The sequence below is a fragment of the Gracilibacillus caseinilyticus genome (assembly GCF_022919115.1).
In the GTDB taxonomy this organism is placed as follows: domain Bacteria; phylum Bacillota; class Bacilli; order Bacillales; family Amphibacillaceae; genus Gracilibacillus; species Gracilibacillus caseinilyticus.
This window is the reverse complement of the sequence record NZ_CP095072.1, coordinates 2,894,887-2,911,751: the sequence shown is the minus strand read 5'-3', so window position 1 is coordinate 2,911,751 and position 16,865 is coordinate 2,894,887. Positions and strand designations below refer to the sequence as shown.

Genomic DNA, 16,865 nt, shown 5'->3' with positions numbered 1-16,865 from the left:
ATAAACAAAAGAAAAATGCAATATTTTTTCAACTTTCAAGTAAATTGGATTGACGGCTGTGCTATAATATATAGTGGAATATTTAGGGGGATATACGAATGAATGCAAAAGAATTTTTTCAAAAAACATGGCAGTCGTTAAAGGATTTATGGAATAAACAAGTAATTCAGCGTACATCTAGAATCAGTTACCATATTATATGGAATATCCTATTATTTTTTATCGCAATTGGGCTGATTGGCGGCTTTTTTGTTGCGGGACTTGGTGCTGGTTATTTCGCTTCTCTGGTGGATGAAGAAAAAGTCCAAAGTGAAGAAGAAATGGCGAGTGCCATCTACAACTATGCAGAAACATCTGAATTATACTTTGCCAATGATGTGTTTCTGTCAGAGGTTAGTGCAGACATACTCCGTGATGAAACCACACTGGACCATGTAAGTACATATGTCCAAAATGCAGTAATCGCGACAGAAGATGAGTATTTTGAAACACACAACGGTATCGTTCCAAAAGCTGTGTTACGAGCGGTTTTCCAAGAAGTAACGAATGCTTCCGTGCAATCTGGTGGTAGTACATTAACACAACAGATTATTAAAAATCAGATTTTAACAAACGAAGTATCCTTCGAACGGAAAGCAAAAGAAATGTTGCTGGCGATGCGCTTGGAATTATTCTTTGAAAAAGATGAAATATTGGAAGCATATTTAAATATTGTTCCATTCGGTCGTAACTCTTCGGGGCAAAACATTGCAGGAATTCAAACCGCAGCTGATGGTATTTTTGGCGTAAATGCTGATGAATTAAACCTTCCGCAGGCTGCTTTCATTGCTGGTTTACCGCAAAGTCCGTCTTACTACACGCCTTTCCTTAATGGTGGTGGTGTAAAAAATGAAGAAGGGCTGGAACCAGGCTTAACCAGGATGAAATCCGTACTTAGCAGAATGTTGGAAGCAGGTTATATCAATCAGGAGGAGTACCAGAAAGCATTAGAATATGACATTGTAGCAGATTTCAAACAACCAGAAGAATCACAATTGGAGAAATACCCATATTTAATGGAAGAGATCCAAAAGCGGGCAATTGATAAATTAGTATATGTACTCGCTGAACAAGATGGTTACACGCAGCAAGAAATAGCTTCCAGCGAAACATTGAAAGAAGAATACGAAATAAAAGCATCTAGAGAAATCAGCAGCAACGGCTATAAAATCCATTCCACTATTGATAAAGAAATCTATGATGCCTTTCAGAAGGTAGCTGCTGAATATGATAATTACGGACAGGATAAACTGGCTCGTAATGAAGATAATGAAGCAATTATGACAGAAGATCCAGACACTGGCGAAATGGTACAACTGGGTAAACAGCCTGTTCAGGCCGGAAGTGTATTAATTGAAAACAGAACAGGCAAAATTATCAGTTTTGTTGGTGGCCGGGATTTTGATATTGCACAAATAAACCATGCCACAAGGGTCAACAGACAAAACGGTAGTACGATGAAACCGTTAGTGGCGTATGCACCAGCGATGGAATGGGGAATTGTCCAGCCTGGATCAGTTATTGCAGATGTACAAAAAACTTATCCAACGGGAGCAAAACCGTATACACCTGGAAACTATTCAGGACGTTTTTACGGTTTGACTCCTGTTCGAGAAGCATTATACCGTTCACATAATGCAACGGCAGTGAATGTTTACAGTCAAATTATTAATCAAAATCCTGTGGATCAATTCCTATCTAAAATGGGCTTCTCATCACTACTAGACAAAGATGAGCACAATTTGTCCGTTGTCCTAGGCGGGATCACAAACGGTGTAACTGTCGAGGAAAACACGAATGCCTATGCCACATTCGGTAATATGGGATCCTTCGTAGAAGATTATATGATTGAAAAAATCGAAACAAAAGACGGTGAAGTCTTGTACCAGCATGAGAGTGAAAAAACCGAAGTTTTCAGTCCGCAAACAAGTTATTTAATGCTAGATATGATGCGCGATGTATTAACCCGCGGAACTGGTACTGCAGGTAGAGCTAATCTTACAAATAAGAGCGTGGACTGGGCAGGAAAAACAGGTACCTCCAACGGTTTCAAGGACACTTGGTTTATCGCAACAAATCCAAATGTTACGTTAGGAAGCTGGATGGGCTATGACTATAATCAACAATTAGACAAAGGATACAGTAGTCGAAATAATACATTCTGGGCGAAATTAGTGAATGCAGCGACCGAAATCCGTCCTGATCTAATGGCGCCATCGAATAAATTTGAAAGTCCTGGTGGTATTGTTTCCCGTTCGTATTGTGCTGTATCAGGATTACTGCCTTCTGAAGAATGTAGTGAACTTGGATTAGTTAACACAGATATTTATAACGCTAATTTCGTTCCAACTAAGAAAGACTATAGTCTCATCCAGGATTCTTATGCAACGATCGATGGCGAAGTGGTGTTAGCAGGTGAAAAATCACCGGATGAATTTACCGACGGAAATGGCTTCAGTTTTAATCCGGATTGGTTAAAGGATATGGGCTATACCGAGCTAAGCAATATCAAACAGTTAACTGCTGGAAAAGGCGGTGCTTGGGAAAAAATTAAATATCCTAATGAACAAGAAGTTAAGAATGACGGTAAAGCACCAAATGCACCAGGTGGATTAAAATTAAATAATCAGAAATTATCCTGGAGCAAATCGAAGAGTTCCGATGTGGTTGGTTACCGGATTTACCGAGCAAACAACCCTGACGACAAAAATTTCAAACGAATCGGTTCCACAATAGAGACTTCGTTCACAATCCCGGGCAGTAAAGCTGTTTATCAGGTTCGTGCCGTCGATTATTTCGGACAGGAATCATCAGGAAGTAATGTCGTCGTGCAAGGTGATTTCTCCGAACCTAAGCCGGAGCAGAAAGAAGAAGACAATAAAGAGAAAGAAGATAATAAAGAGAAAGAAGATAATAAGAAAAACGATAATAAAGAGCAAGAAGCCGAGCAAAATAATCAGGAACAGAACGAAAATAATCAAAATGAACAACAAAATGATCAGGCACAGGACACAGAACAAAACAATCAAGATAACCAATAAGTAAAAAACTCCTATCACTAATTAATGTGATAGGAGTTTTTTATACGTTAGCAGAGTATACAATTTTAGCAATGAAGAAGATCGACGTAGTAAATATTTAGAGTGTACCAAGTATAAGAAAAACTACGACACTCACTAAAAGACGAGGCGAATGCCGAGTTTTTCTAATCAACAAAATCCTGTTACTTCCTTCTTACTATTCACATACAGGATATTACGTTATAATGGTAAAAATAGGCTCTTGAAAGGATGATCGCATTTGTGAAACATACGAAAAACTATCTATCCATCAAGAAATATAATCGCAATACTCCTATTCACATTGAAGGTCCTGTTTCAAAAACTAAAATTGCTGACTTACAATTTCATCACGAACTGATCGCCTTCAGACCACCACCTGAGCAATGGAAAGCATTACAGGAAATTGCAGAATTGCCCGAAGCAAGGATTTTCATTGCTACGGTACAAGATCAAATTATCGGGTATGTTACCTTTCTGCATCCTGATCCGATTGAGAGATGGGCTAAATACCCGTACCAAGACATGTTAGAGCTGGGAGCAATAGAAATTGCACCTGCGTACAGGGGAAATAAATTAGGTTCTCATTTAATAGAAACACCGATGAAAGATGAGCATATGGAGAATTATATCATTCTATCTACTGAATATTACTGGCATTGGGATTTAAATTATACAACATTAAGTGTTTGGGATTACCGCAAGATTATGGAAAAGATGATGAAAGCCGGTGATCTGTACCCTGCACCTACTAATGAACCAGAAATCATGGCCCATCCAGCCAATTGTTTAATGGTCCGCATTGGAAAGAATGTTCCTAAAGAACATATTGAGATTTTCGACAAATTAAGATTCCTTCAATAGGGAGTGAGTACATGCTTGTCAAAGATATTATGAAAGAAGACGTTATTACGTTAACTTCATCAGCGACTGTTTTGCACGCTTTACAACTAATGAAAGAACATAACATTCGCCACATCCCAGTAATAAACAATGAGCGGCATGTCATTGGCATCGTATCAGATCGTGATATTCGAGATGCCAGTCCATCGATACTTGAACCATCATTTGAAAAAGAATTACTAAAAAAGCCGATATCAGCGATTATGACATATCCGGTCGTCACGATTCACCCTTATGAGTTCTTTGAGGAAGTAGCCTCCATCTTCTACCAAAAAGAGTTTGCTTGTTTACCAGTAGTTCAGAATAAGCAATTAACAGGTATGATCACGGAAAAAGATTTTCTTTATGCTTTTATTCAACTAACTGGTACACACGCGCCAAGTACACAGTTAGAAATAAAAGTACCTGATCGGATTGGTGTTCTATCCGATGTATGTCAATTTTTTACAATCCGGCAAATTAAAATTGTATCCGTTTACAGCTTTCCTGACCCGAAGCAGCAAAATTATAAAGTGTTGGTATTCCGTATTCAAACAATGAATCCTATCATGGTTGTACGAGATTTTGAATCGAGTGAATATGAAGTACTATATCCTTATTGGGAGGATCAACATGAGCACTGATCGAACAGTTTTTATTTACGCAGACGAATATCAACAATATTCATTTCATGAAGATCATCCATTCAACCAGAGAAGATTACTGCTTACCATCGACTTGTTAGAGATAAAGGGCGCTTTGTCTGCTGATCAAATGGTATCGCCATCTCGTATAGCTGGTTCGACATTAAACACCATCCACTCAGAGGATTACATTCAAGCAGTCAAAAAAGCTAGCAGTTCCGAGCCGGTGAACATGGAGAAGTATGGCATCGGTACGAATGACACGCCGAGCTTTCCTGGAATGTATGATGCCGCTTTATTGACCGTTGCTGGTTCTGTAGAAGCTTGCCAACAGGTAGCCGATGGTAAAGCAGTCCACGCTCTTAATTTGGGAGGCGGACTTCACCATGGCTTCCCCTCTCGTGCTTCGGGTTTTTGTATTTTTAATGATATTGCGGTTGCAATTAAAGGCTTACGAGAAACATATGGATTAAAAGTTTTATATATTGATACCGACGCTCATCATGGTGATGGTGTACAGCATTGTTTCTACGATGATCCAAATGTCTGTACCGTCTCCTTTCATGAAACAGGACGTTATTTATATCCCGGAACAGGTAAGACAAGTGAGAGGGGAATCAAGCAGGGATTTGGTTCGTGTTATAATTTTCCGCTTGATGCCTTTACCGAGGATGATTCTTTTCTCGAAGTGTTTCGAACTTCTATTGAAATCATTACGGAGGATTTCCGACCTGATATTATCGTCAGCCAGCACGGTGTTGATGCACATTATTTAGATCCTTTAACACATCTCCATTGCACAGTACATATTTTTGAGCAAATACCGAAGATCATTCATTCCCTGGCGCATCGTTTTACAGGAGGAAAATGGGTGGCACTTGGTGGCGGAGGCTATGATATTTGGCGTGTAGTTCCAAGAGCGTGGGCACAATTATGGCAGATTATGAATACGGATCAAATTTTTCAAGGAATTATTCCACAGCAATGGCTTGATAACTGGCAGCCATCATCCCCTGTTCGTTTACCGAATTCCTGGCATGATTCAGGTGAGCAATACAAAGCAATTCCTAGACGCCTCGAGATCTCCGAGCAAAATCAAATCATGTACCAACAAGTTTTGAAATTTATCACAAATAAAAAGAAAGGATGAGCACCCATCCTTTCTTTTTCTCATTTTTAGCATTTGGGTGAATAAAATGAGGTTCTATGTTCAAAGAAACGTATTAATTTTCTTGTTCTGAATCCAGTATGACAATTTCTACCCTGCGATTGATGCTCCATCCTTCCGGACTATCATTGGCTGCCACAGGTCTGGTATCTCCAAATCCAGCTGCAATGAAGCGTGACTCATTAAAATCTCCAGTATTAAGAATATAACGGATAACACTGCTAGCTCTTGCACCTGACAATTCCCAGTTAGAAGGATATCGATAACTCGAAATTGGTCGATTATCGGTATGTCCCTCCACTCTTACTTCATTAGGAATATTAGCAAGCAGTTTGCTAACTTTATTTAAGAAAGGTTTGGCAGGGTCTAAAATGTCCGCTTCCCCAGACAAAAACAGTACACTTTCTTGTAATACCAGTACGACACCTTGATTCGTTCGCGTTGCTGAAATGACATTATTTAAGTCATTCTTATTTAGAAAACTTTCTACTTCTGCAAGTAATTCATCCAATTCATCCGTATCAGGTACATCTTCTGTGTTTGTAACGGCTTGATTGGTTTCTGAATCGAATTCTTCTGGTTTCGTGAACTCTTCACTGTTTACCTTTGTATTCTCAGAAGGAAATTCCTTTTCGATTACAGATGGCATTGCTTCGAAGATTGTTTCACTTCGAAATGCCTCTGCAATTGCCTTGAATTTTTCAACATCTATTTGGGACATGGAGAATAACAAGACGAAAAAAACTAAAATTAATGTCACCATATCCGAATATGTGACCATCCATTTCGGTGCACCCTTTTTCTCACGACGTTTGATTCTACGCTTCATTAAAAGACTCCTCCGTAAAATCCCCTTCTACTTCAGCGCCTTTTTTATTTTTTTCTTTTTCTGACAAGAATGCACTTAATTTTTCTTTTAAAATACGAGGGTTTTGACCGGATTGAACACCTATAACCCCTTCAATAATGACTTGCTTCATAAATATTTCTTCACTTGTTTTTGTTTCTAATTTCCCCGCCATCGGCATAAAAACTAAATTAGCCAGTACAGACCCATAAAATGTGGTCAATAATGCGACAGCCATGCTCGGTCCTAAAGTTGTGGGATCTTCTAGATTCTGCAACATTAATATCAACCCAATTAATGTCCCTACCATCCCCCAAGCTGGTGCATATTCACTTGCTTTTTCAATGATTAGGCGACCACGGTAATGGCGATCTTCCATCGCATCAACCTCTGCGTTCATAATATCGGTAATGACCTCCGGCTCTATACCATCGATAGCAAGCAAAACACCTTTGCGGATATAAGGGTCTTCTACTTCTTCTAATTCATTTTCTAAAGCTAATAAACCTTCGCGACGTGCTCTTTCTGATAATCGCTCAAATAATTCTATTAAATCAGATAATTGATGTTGATTGCGTTTAAATGCTTCTTGTATTACATGCTTGGTAGTCTTAATTTGGTCAATATTAAAATTAACAAGCAATGCAGCTACCAGCCCACCAATAACAATTAATACCGATGAACCTTGAATGAATCCCGCAAAACCGCCAACACCACCACTGCTCACTATTCCAAACATAATCATGATAAAACCTATCGTAATGCCGATTGGAGTTAAAATATCTTTTTTACTCATTTGATTTCTCTCCCTAGTGAAAAAGCTCTAATAAATTAATAAAACTAGGGTGTAACATGCACCCTAGTTTTTATATCGACATTATGATTGTTTTGTTGAGTTTCTTTTTACAATTTGATGTGGTAATACGACATTTTGATCTTCAACCGTCTCTTTATTCATGAATTTTGTCAACAATCTCATCGCTACCGCACCAATATCATACATTGGCTGAACAACTGTAGAAAGAGTCGGACGAACCATTGTCGCTAATCTGGTATTATCAAAACCAAACACTTCCATATCTTCCGGAACATTAACGCCATTATCTTGTAAACCATGAATGACACCAAGTGCAATCTCATCCGTTGCTGCAAAGACAGCTTTAGGATGATCATTAATTTCAAGAATTTTAGAAGCTGCATCTACTCCTGAGTCATAGGAGAACTCTGCTTTGATCACATATTCTTCATTCACTTCTTTGTTCGCTTCTTTAATTGCTTTTACATAACCTGCATATTTTCTTTCATTTACTACCGAATCCTCGGCACCTGTTACGTAAATAGGATGCTTTGTACCATTTTCAATTAAGAGAGAGGTTGCTTCATATGCTGCTTGTTCGTAATCTATGTTAACAGACGGAATCGTTTCTGTAGCATCAATCGTTGCAGCAAGTGCAACAGGCACTGGTGATGTTTTTAACTGCTGTACATGATCTTCTCCAATGGTTGCACCCATGTAAATTAAGCCGTCTACTTGTTTTTCAAACATTGTATTGATCAGACGTAATTCTTTTTCTTTGTTTTGATCCGAGTTACTTAAGATGATATTGTATTTATACATCGTAGCAATGTCATCAATACCTCTTGCTAACTCAGAAAAGAAAATGCTGGAGATATCCGGAATGATAACACCGACTGTAGTAGTTTTCTTACTAGCTAGTCCTCGTGCGACAGCATTTGGTCTGTATCCTAATCTCTCAATTGTATTGAGTACCTTTTTTCTTGTTGCTGGTTTCACGTTCGGATTACCATTCACTACTCGTGAAACAGTAGCCATCGAGACATTCGCTTCTCTAGCTACATCATAAATTGTTACATTCATTGTTCTAACCTCCATTATTGTATTAACGATATAGTTACTCTATAACAAACATATCTGCATAAATGTTTGGATATCTACATTATTTATGTATATCACTGATATTATAACAAATTTCGTGCAAAAATTAACAATATTTAATGTCATTTATGAAAATTTTTCATAAATGAACTGAAACGTTTTCCAAAAACTGCTGGCAAATGATGCTTGTCGTTATCTTAATGGCTCATTTCTAGCTTTAAGAGCATAACCATTCCCTATACTATACAAGAAATGAAGCTGTAGTAGCAAGCATTTTGGTGTTTATCCTGAAACTTGCTGATATCATATATCGCAGCTTTCTTTCCCTTCCCTCCATCTGCATGTTCAAACATCCATTTTTTTCTAATCGTTATTGTAAACAATCCTATGAATTTTATGATAGACATACATATTTCACTTGTTGATTCATAGGATGAAAAAGAAGAAAGGAGTGGACAAGATGGGTTTGTTACAAGAATTTCGTCAGTTCGCCATCCGCGGAAGTGCGATAGACATGGGAGTTGGGATGGTACTTGGAGCTGCCTTTAGTGGCTTTATTGACTCATTGGTTACAGACATTTTGCTCCCGCCAATTGGTCTATTCTATTCTAAAGTAAATGTTGAAGATTTATATATTACCTTGAATGGCGGAGTCTATTCCTCTCTCGCTGCTGCTAGAGAAGCAGGCGCAGTTACGATTAATTATGGATTGTTTCTCACAGCAGTCGTTCGTTTTATCATTATACTTTTTGCGGTATTTATCGTAGTTAGGCAAATCAATCGTTGGAAGAAACCCCATCAGCACCCAATGGATTCTATGACAAAAAAAGAATGCCCGTATTGCTGCATGCCCATCCCTTCCCGAGCGCTCATCTGTCCCAATTGCTCCTCAGATCAAAAAGAATCACGACTTAACTGGGAAAAACGAAAACCAAAATTACGAATTAAATAAAAAAATTACTTTGTAAACATATAAAACTACCTATAATACGGATATTTAAAGTGTGAAACTGTATGACAATATGGTAATTTTGAAATGTTGTATATGCGTAACATAGCTCCGGAAATATGCTACACGTCCTGTGGGGTCGGGTTCAGTCTCCTCGCGAGGAAAATCGCTCACTGTAGGGTCTTCACACACGACTGATCCCACGGGAGTCTTCGCATATTTTCTGCGCCTAAAGGAAGTTCTACAACGATTGGAACAGTTTAAAGCAGTAGTTCAAGGCATTATAAATTGTTAGATGTACTATGAACACGCGTTTATACCACTCCATATACTACCTCTAGCATTAGTTGTAGAACAAGTCCAAAGCGCAGGCCAACCACGTAGACTCCCGCGGGACAGTACGAGCTGAAGCCGTACCCGCAGGAAGTGGTTGGCCGGAGCGGTCTCCCAGCATGTTAAAGGTTTCAAAGTAAGCACAAAGCTAGTTTATATTATCAGACCCCAACTTTCATTTGTCCATCTTGATCGGGGTTTACTTCTGCTATTCCCATAGTACTTGACATTATATACAGTTCTTTCTTATACATAGTACACCCTGAATTTTTTACCAGCTTGAACTTCTTCATCGCCAGAATTTCATATTTTCCTAACGTAAAAAAACTCCTGAAGATCAGGAGTTTTTTAGATTATTGGTTTAATAGTTCGTTCATGAAGTTATGGAATGTTGGGATATCCATCTGTTGAGCGGAGTCAGAAAGTGCTACCGCTGGATCTGGGTGTACTTCTGCCATGACACCATCTGCACCAATTGCTAATGCTGCTTTTGCTGCCGGCAATAATAGATCCCTTCGTCCGGTAGAATGTGTCACATCAACCATAACAGGCAAGTGTGTTTCTTGTTTTAGAATAGGCACTGCCGTAATATCTAATGTGTTTCTTGTTGCTTTTTCATAGGTACGGATACCTCGTTCACAAAGAATGATTTGTCCGTTACCTTTTGAATTAATGTACTCCGCTGCATTAATGAAGTCAGAAATGGTCGCAGACATACCACGTTTTAGTAATACTGGTTTATTCGTTTCACCAGCAGCTTTCAACAATTCAAAGTTCTGCATGTTTCGAGCACCGATTTGAATTACATCGATATAATTAACTGCTTCTTCTATATGTGCAGGATTAACAATTTCACTGACAACTGCTAAACCATATTCGTCCGAAACTTTCTTCAGGATTTCTAAGCCTTCAAAGCCTAAGCCTTGGAAATCATATGGAGATGTTCTTGGTTTAAATGCACCACCACGGATTAACTTAAGCCCCTCTTGTTTAATAGCAGATGCAACTTCAGCTACCTGCTCATAACTCTCCACCGCACATGGACCAAAGATAAAGTGTTGGTTACCATCTCCGAATTTATCACCATTTATATCAATTACAGTATCTTCTGGTTTTTTCTTACGAGATACTAACAAAGCCTTACTATGGTCATCTTCTTGTAATTCAAGACCTGCTTTGAAGATCTCTTTAAATAAGTGAACGATTGTCGAATTTTCGAACGGGCCATTATTGTGCTTTGTGATTAGATTTAACATATCACGTTCACGCACAGGATCATAGCTTCGGTTTGCACCTTGTTTTTCTTTTACTTGGCCAGTTTCTTTTACTAGCTCAGCACGTTTGTTAATTAACTCAAGAATTTCTAAGTTAACCTGGTCAAGCTTTTCGCGAAGCTGATCCAATTGCTCATTACTCATTATAAATCCCCCTAGTCCTATTTTAAATTCCAGAAAAAATGTTATACTTTCTATAGAATTACGGATAATTATAGCTAAAAAAAGTCGAATTGTCACCATTTAGTAATGAATATTTATAATTTTTTCATAATAGAAAGGAATAACAGAATAATGAATGAGCAACTCTTCGCACTTGATATCGGTACCAGATCAGTCGTCGGTCTTTTAATGGAAAGAGATGAAGACCAATACAAATTAGTTGATTATTATATGATGGAACATCAGGAACGTTCGATGTTAGATGGGCAAATACATAACATTGTATCTGTATCAAAAGTGATTCAGCAGGTCAAATTACATTTAGAAAACCAACATAATACCGTATTGCATAGCGTTTGTGTAGCTGCTGCGGGTCGAGCATTAAAAACGAAAAGAATCATTTCTGCTAAAGATATCACACAACAGCCTTTAATGAATCAGGAGGATATCCTCTTTTTGGAATTGGAGGCAGTTCAAAAAGCGCAATATCAACTTGCTACCACAGAAGAAGATGCAAGTATGGATTATTATTGTGTCGGTTATTCCGTAATCCAGTACAGCTTAGATGGAGAAACAATAGGTTCATTGATTGATCAACAAGGTGAACAAGCAGAAGTAGAAATCATTGCGACATTTCTGCCAAAAGTGGTGGTAGAGTCCCTTCTCTCTGCACTACAACGTGCTGATTTAGAATTAGAAGCGTTGACATTAGAACCGATCGCTGCCATTCATGTCTTAATGCCTCCCTCCATGAGAAGATTAAATGTTGCACTCGTAGATATAGGAGCTGGCACTAGTGACATTGCACTGACGTCAGAAGGTACCGTTACAGCTTATGGGATGGTTCCGAAGGCTGGTGATGAGATCACAGAAGCTATTAGCGATCAATATTTATTAGATTTTAATCAAGCGGAGGATTTCAAGAAAGAGATTACACTACACAAGAAAGCAACTGTTTCAGATATTTTAGGATTTGAACAAACGATTGAGTATCCTGATTTTATTGAACAAGTGGCACCAGCTGTCGATACACTTGCTGGATCGATTGCTGAAGAGATCACTGAGTTAAATGGGACTCCGCCAAAAGCTGTCATGTTAGTTGGAGGTGGAAGTCAAACGCCAGAATTAGCCAAGCGACTTGCCATTAAACTAAATCTTCCGGCTAACAGGGTTGCAATCAGAGGTGTAGATGCCATACCATTTCTTTCTAAACAAGATAACCTACCGATTGGTCCCGAATTTATTACACCAATTGGAATTGCGATTGCTGCCAAACAAAATCCTGTTCATTACATTAGCGTAACTGTCAATCATCGTATTATACGGCTGTTTGAAATGAAAACATTAACGGTTGCAGATTGTCTGCTTGCCGCTGGAATTAATGTTAAGAAATTATATGGAAAACCCGGAATGGCTGCCATGGTGGAATACAACGATAAAGCCGTTACACTGCCAGGAACATTTGGGCTAGCCCCAACTATCCAATTAAATGGTGAAAATGCGAACGTTGATGATACCATCCATAATGGTGATACACTGCTGATAGAAAAAGGAAATGATGGGAAGCACGCACTAATGACAGTAGGAGAATTCATCGGTGAGCTACATACAATCACAGTCTTTTACAATCAAAACACCTATCAAGTAAATGCATCATTAACAATTAACGGCAGATCAGCAAAGATGGACACTTTACTGAATGATGGAGATAAAATTGCTTACCGTTCTCAAATTACGGTAGCTGATTTCTTACAGCAATTTCAATTAGATAAAAACATTCATCAGGATTTCACCGTGTGGGTTGATGATCAGAAATTAGTGTTAGCGGATTTCAGCAAATCGTTGCAGCTCAATAACGTGCAGGCACGACTGGATCAAACTTTAAAAAATGGTGATCAATTAATCGAATATTCGATATCAGAACCTACTGTAGATGATCTTATCTCGAAATTAGAGGTGCAAGCCTATCGTGAGCTTATCATTACCTATAATCACAAGCCGCTAACATTGCGAAAAGAGTTAGTATCCGTATATCGACATGGGGAAGTGCTTGCCTTTGATGATGTTATTCACGATCAAGATAAGCTGCAAATAAAAAAATTATCAACAGACCCGTTTATTTTTCAAGATATCTTCCGTTTTATTTCGCTAGATCTATCTCAAGCAAAAGGAAGAGTGGAGCTAATCCGCAACGGAAATCCAGCAACTTTTTTTGAGGAGTTGCAACCAAATGATCAAATAGAAATCATACTGTAATCAATCCGAAGTTAAGGGAACAGCGAAATAATTACAATAAGTAAAGGCTTTATGCGGTGACCATGTTGAAAATCTTATTGTGTAAGGATACTTTCCCTTCCAACCACAGCTATTAACCGTGTCTAACGTTGTAGCACTTCACTGAAGCGTAGGAAATATGCGGCCTCCGCCCTCATGCGCAGTCATTTCCGAAAATCCCGCAGAGAAGTGCTCTTTGCTTTCTAAAAAAGTTGAAGCCGACGACGCGGAGCATATTTCCGGAGCTTTGCTTAGCACTTAGCGAAATAAGCAAATTGAATTAAGTGTTTTCCTTAAACATTAGCACAACTAAAAGCCGAACATAACACGAATGCCGGTTGGAGACATTTCGTAGTTTTGTTCGGCTATAATTTGATTAAAATACTCTTGTTCCAGTCTCTTAAATGTTTTCTTTTAAGTTAATGACGGTGATGGCTGAGTGACTGGTATTCCACGTTGGCTCATGGTTCGTAAAAGAAATAACTTGTGGTGATTCATGTTTAATCTGATAGTGATCCGCTATATAATTGGAAAGCTCTCTCGCCTCTTGTACAAATAAGCGATACAGCGGTTTATCTGCCTGCAGACTGTACTGATCAAATTCACGATTTGCAGCGTCACTAATTGGACAGGTCAAACTATGCTTAAATACAACAAAATCATGATTGTTTTCTGTCACTTTTTGAAAATCCTCTAGCGAAGTAATAGTAGTGATATCCATTGATTATGCTCCTTCTATTGTGGTGTGAATAGTAAAATGGACTGTAGCTACTACAGTCCATTTCATGCCTTATACGTTCGTTTCTTTGTTTTCAGCTTCTACAGCCTCTGCAGCTTCTTCAATCGCTTGTGCTACCTCTTCTGCTGCTTTTTCAGGGTCTTCGTCTTTCGTCATTTTCTCCTGGATGGTTTCTTTTGTTTCTTTTAATTTAGTTGATAAATCCTGAGACTTATCAGAAAGAGTCTGTCCCCATGTTTGGGATTGTTCTTTTGCATAGTGCCCCCATTCATTTCCTTTTTCATACGCAACATCTTTCCATTCATTAGCGCGATCTTTTACATATGTGGCACCATGATTAAGATCACTTCTCAATTCTTTCCCTGATTTAGGAGCAAAAATTAAAGCTAAAGATGCTCCGACAATTCCACCGATTAAAGAACCTATTAAAAAATCCTTACTGTTAATGTTTTGACCATTGTCATTTTGGTTTTGTGTTTGTTGATTTGTCATTTCTCATTCCTCCATTGTCTTTTTTTTTATTTCTATTTTTATTAAATAACTCCATTACAACAGTGCTCCACTTTATTGCTTGAGCTGTTGTTTCTTTATTTTCATCTGCAATTCTATTTACAGATTGTGAAACGGTTTTAATTGAAGTCGTAAAATCATTCACACTGTCTCCAATGTTTTTCACACCGTCTACTAACGTATTCAATCGAGTAGTTTTATCATTTATATCCTCCGCTAATTTATTAGTCTTATTTAATAATGCGGTGGTCTCGACTGTGATACCTTCCATTTGTTTCTCTAAACCTTCTAAGGTATCTGCCACATGTGACATTGTACGCTTTACTTCCTTTAGAACCTGCGCTAAATAGATAACTAAAACGGCGAAGGCTATTGCTGCTATAATTGCTGCTAAGTATAAGAGTATTTCCATGCGCACTTCACTCCTTTATATGTATTGCAAAAAAACTGATAGTTTTGTTATACCCTTAATTCCATATTCTAAACAAGATTTCCAAGAAATTCACGCGAAAAGTATCCAAAATTGTCTAATACATTACTTTATCATTATAATAAAATCAAATTGTGCGCAAACAAAGCCCACCGGCACAGCTATATACTCTTAACCATTTAAAAAGGTAAAAAAGAAGGATTCAAACCTCCTTTATAATACATTCTACAAAGTTCGGTTGAATCCCTCTTAATTTTTAAAAGTTTTTTCATAAGCCTCTTGATATTTTTGAATATCTCCAGCACCCATGAAAACGAGCACACTGTTTTGATGCTCTTTCAAAACATCAATATTTTCTATATCCAATAATTTACTATTTTCGATAATGTCTTGCAAATCTTGAATGGTCAGGTTTGCCTGAGATTCCCTTGCTGAACCAAAAATATCGCATAAATAAACGGTGTCAGCTTTCAACAGCGCTTCACTGAATTCATGCAGAAATGTTTTCGTTCTTGAATAGGTGTGCGGCTGAAATATCGCTACAATTTCTTTGTCAGGATATTTTTTATGTGCCGCTTCAATTGTGGCATCCACCTCTACTGGATGGTGTGCGTAATCATCAATCAGAATTTGGTCATGTACTGATTTCTCAGAAAACCTTCTTTTCACACCTTGAAAAGACACAATTTCCTTTATTTGTTCTGCTGTGAAATCTTCATAATGACAAATCGTAATAACTGATAATGCATTCAAAATATTATGATTTCCATATGCATTGATTTCAAACGTATCATAGAAATTGTTCCGTACAAATACATCAAAGCAGGTCCCTTTTTCCGATACCTTTACATTTTTGGCATGGAAGTCATTACTATCATTCAGTCCATAATAAAGCACAGGTACTTTAGCTTGAATGGCTTGCAAATACTCATCATCACCACAAGCTACAATACCCTTCTTCACCTTGTCTGCCATTTCCTGAAAGGAATCAAAAACGTCATCAATGCTATGAAAGTAATCCGGATGATCAAAATCAATATTGGTCATAATAGCATAGTCAGGTTGATACGCTAGAAAGTGCCTGCGATATTCACAAGCCTCGAATACGAAATACTGACTATCCTCTGAGCCTTTACCAGTACCATCACCAATCAAGTAAGAGATCGGATTATTTTTATCCAAAACATGTGCCAGCAATCCTGTCGTTGAAGTCTTGCCGTGCGCTCCTGTTACTGCGATACTTGTATAACGATTAATCCATTCTCCTAAAAATTCATGGTAACGGTAAAATGGCAAACCTAATTCTTTTGCTTTCTGAATTTCTTCATGGTCATCTTTAAAAGCATTACCTGCTATAATCGTTAAACCTTCTTGTATATTTTCTTTCGAAAAAGGCATAATATTTATGTTTTTCCGTTCTAACGCGTCTTGAGTAAAAATATATTTTTCAATATCTGAACCTTGCACTTTCATTCCAGAATCAACTAGAATTTGTGCCAGAGCACTCATTCCAGTTCCTTTGATTCCGATAAAATGGTAAGTTTCCATAAAAAAGAACCTCCAAAATCAAAGATAAAGTAAGACTTTCGCTACGCTTGCACTTCAGAAGCAATCGAGAAGTCTGACTTCCGATGGTACACAAATCCTTTAACATTGTT

14 protein-coding genes are annotated in these 16,865 nt (G+C 38.0%); 6 read left to right on the top strand and 8 right to left on the bottom strand.

From position 1 onward, the window contains the following. The first annotated feature begins 98 nt into the window (after positions 1 to 98). The 4 genes from MUN88_RS13665 (at position 99) to MUN88_RS13650 (ending at position 5,774) form a co-directional block, all read left to right on the top strand. On the top strand, positions 99 to 3,080 hold the full coding sequence (locus MUN88_RS13665; protein WP_244715941.1) for a transglycosylase domain-containing protein: 2,982 nt from the start codon (positions 99 to 101) through the stop codon (positions 3,078 to 3,080). A 261-nt stretch (positions 3,081 to 3,341) separates the two neighbouring features. Next, the gene (locus tag MUN88_RS13660) at positions 3,342 to 3,962 is read left to right on the top strand and encodes a GNAT family N-acetyltransferase (protein ID WP_244715938.1); all 621 of its coding nucleotides are present in this window, start codon (positions 3,342 to 3,344) and stop codon (positions 3,960 to 3,962) included. An 11-nt stretch (positions 3,963 to 3,973) separates the two neighbouring features. Next, positions 3,974 to 4,624 carry a CBS and ACT domain-containing protein gene (locus tag MUN88_RS13655; protein WP_244715935.1) on the top strand — a complete coding sequence of 217 codons (651 nt, stop codon included), beginning with the start codon at positions 3,974 to 3,976 and terminating at the stop codon, positions 4,622 to 4,624. Beyond that, positions 4,614 to 5,774 carry an acetoin utilization protein AcuC gene (locus MUN88_RS13650; protein WP_244715933.1) on the top strand — a complete coding sequence of 387 codons (1,161 nt, stop codon included), beginning with the start codon at positions 4,614 to 4,616 and terminating at the stop codon, positions 5,772 to 5,774. Before MUN88_RS13655 ends, MUN88_RS13650 begins: the two co-directional genes overlap by 11 nt. Before the next feature lie 73 nt (positions 5,775 to 5,847). Here MUN88_RS13650 and motS read toward each other — a convergent pair whose 3' ends face one another. The 3 genes from motS to ccpA form a co-directional block, all read right to left on the bottom strand. After that, positions 5,848 to 6,621 (bottom strand): flagellar motor protein MotS, encoded by a 774-nt coding sequence (motS, locus tag MUN88_RS13645; protein WP_244715931.1) that lies wholly within the window; start codon positions 6,619 to 6,621, stop codon positions 5,848 to 5,850. Further along, positions 6,611 to 7,435 carry a flagellar motor protein MotP gene (gene motP / locus MUN88_RS13640; RefSeq protein WP_244715929.1) on the bottom strand — a complete coding sequence of 275 codons (825 nt, stop codon included), beginning with the start codon at positions 7,433 to 7,435 and terminating at the stop codon, positions 6,611 to 6,613. Before motP ends, motS begins: the two co-directional genes overlap by 11 nt. Positions 7,436 to 7,516: 81 nt before the next feature. Next, on the bottom strand, positions 7,517 to 8,518 hold the full coding sequence (ccpA, locus tag MUN88_RS13635) for a catabolite control protein A (RefSeq protein WP_244715926.1): 1,002 nt from the start codon (positions 8,516 to 8,518) through the stop codon (positions 7,517 to 7,519). Positions 8,519 to 8,996: 478 nt separating this feature from the next. Here ccpA and mscL point away from each other — a divergent pair, with 478 nt between their 5' ends. After that, on the top strand, positions 8,997 to 9,488 hold the full coding sequence (mscL, locus tag MUN88_RS13630) for a large conductance mechanosensitive channel protein MscL (protein ID WP_244715924.1): 492 nt from the start codon (positions 8,997 to 8,999) through the stop codon (positions 9,486 to 9,488). Between the two features lie 683 nt (positions 9,489 to 10,171). Here the strand turns inward: mscL and MUN88_RS13625 are convergent. Continuing rightward, positions 10,172 to 11,236 (bottom strand): bifunctional 3-deoxy-7-phosphoheptulonate synthase/chorismate mutase, encoded by a 1,065-nt coding sequence (locus tag MUN88_RS13625; protein ID WP_244715922.1) that lies wholly within the window; start codon positions 11,234 to 11,236, stop codon positions 10,172 to 10,174. 150 nt (positions 11,237 to 11,386) lie between these two features. Here MUN88_RS13625 and pilM point away from each other — a divergent pair, with 150 nt between their 5' ends. Next, positions 11,387 to 13,510, top strand: coding sequence for a pilus assembly protein PilM (pilM, locus tag MUN88_RS13620; RefSeq protein WP_244715920.1), 2,124 nt, complete (start codon positions 11,387 to 11,389; stop codon positions 13,508 to 13,510). A gap of 418 nt (positions 13,511 to 13,928) precedes the next feature. Here pilM and ytxJ read toward each other — a convergent pair whose 3' ends face one another. The 4 genes from ytxJ to murC all read right to left on the bottom strand — a co-directional run bounded on the left by ytxJ (position 13,929) and on the right by murC (position 16,755). Continuing rightward, positions 13,929 to 14,249: a bacillithiol system redox-active protein YtxJ gene (gene ytxJ, locus MUN88_RS13615; RefSeq protein ID WP_244715918.1), complete on the bottom strand. Its 321-nt coding sequence runs from the start codon at positions 14,247 to 14,249 to the stop codon at positions 13,929 to 13,931. Positions 14,250 to 14,318: 69 nt separating this feature from the next. Next, positions 14,319 to 14,759, bottom strand: a complete 441-nt coding sequence (locus tag MUN88_RS13610) for a YtxH domain-containing protein (protein ID WP_244715916.1) — start codon at positions 14,757 to 14,759, stop codon at positions 14,319 to 14,321. Further along, positions 14,728 to 15,189, bottom strand: coding sequence for a DUF948 domain-containing protein (locus MUN88_RS13605; RefSeq protein ID WP_244715914.1), 462 nt, complete (start codon positions 15,187 to 15,189; stop codon positions 14,728 to 14,730). Before MUN88_RS13605 ends, MUN88_RS13610 begins: the two co-directional genes overlap by 32 nt. A gap of 267 nt (positions 15,190 to 15,456) precedes the next feature. Continuing rightward, a complete protein-coding gene (gene murC / locus MUN88_RS13600) occupies positions 15,457 to 16,755 on the bottom strand; it encodes a UDP-N-acetylmuramate--L-alanine ligase (RefSeq protein WP_244715912.1) in 1,299 nt (432 codons plus the stop codon). Positions 16,756 to 16,865: the final 110 nt, after the last annotated feature.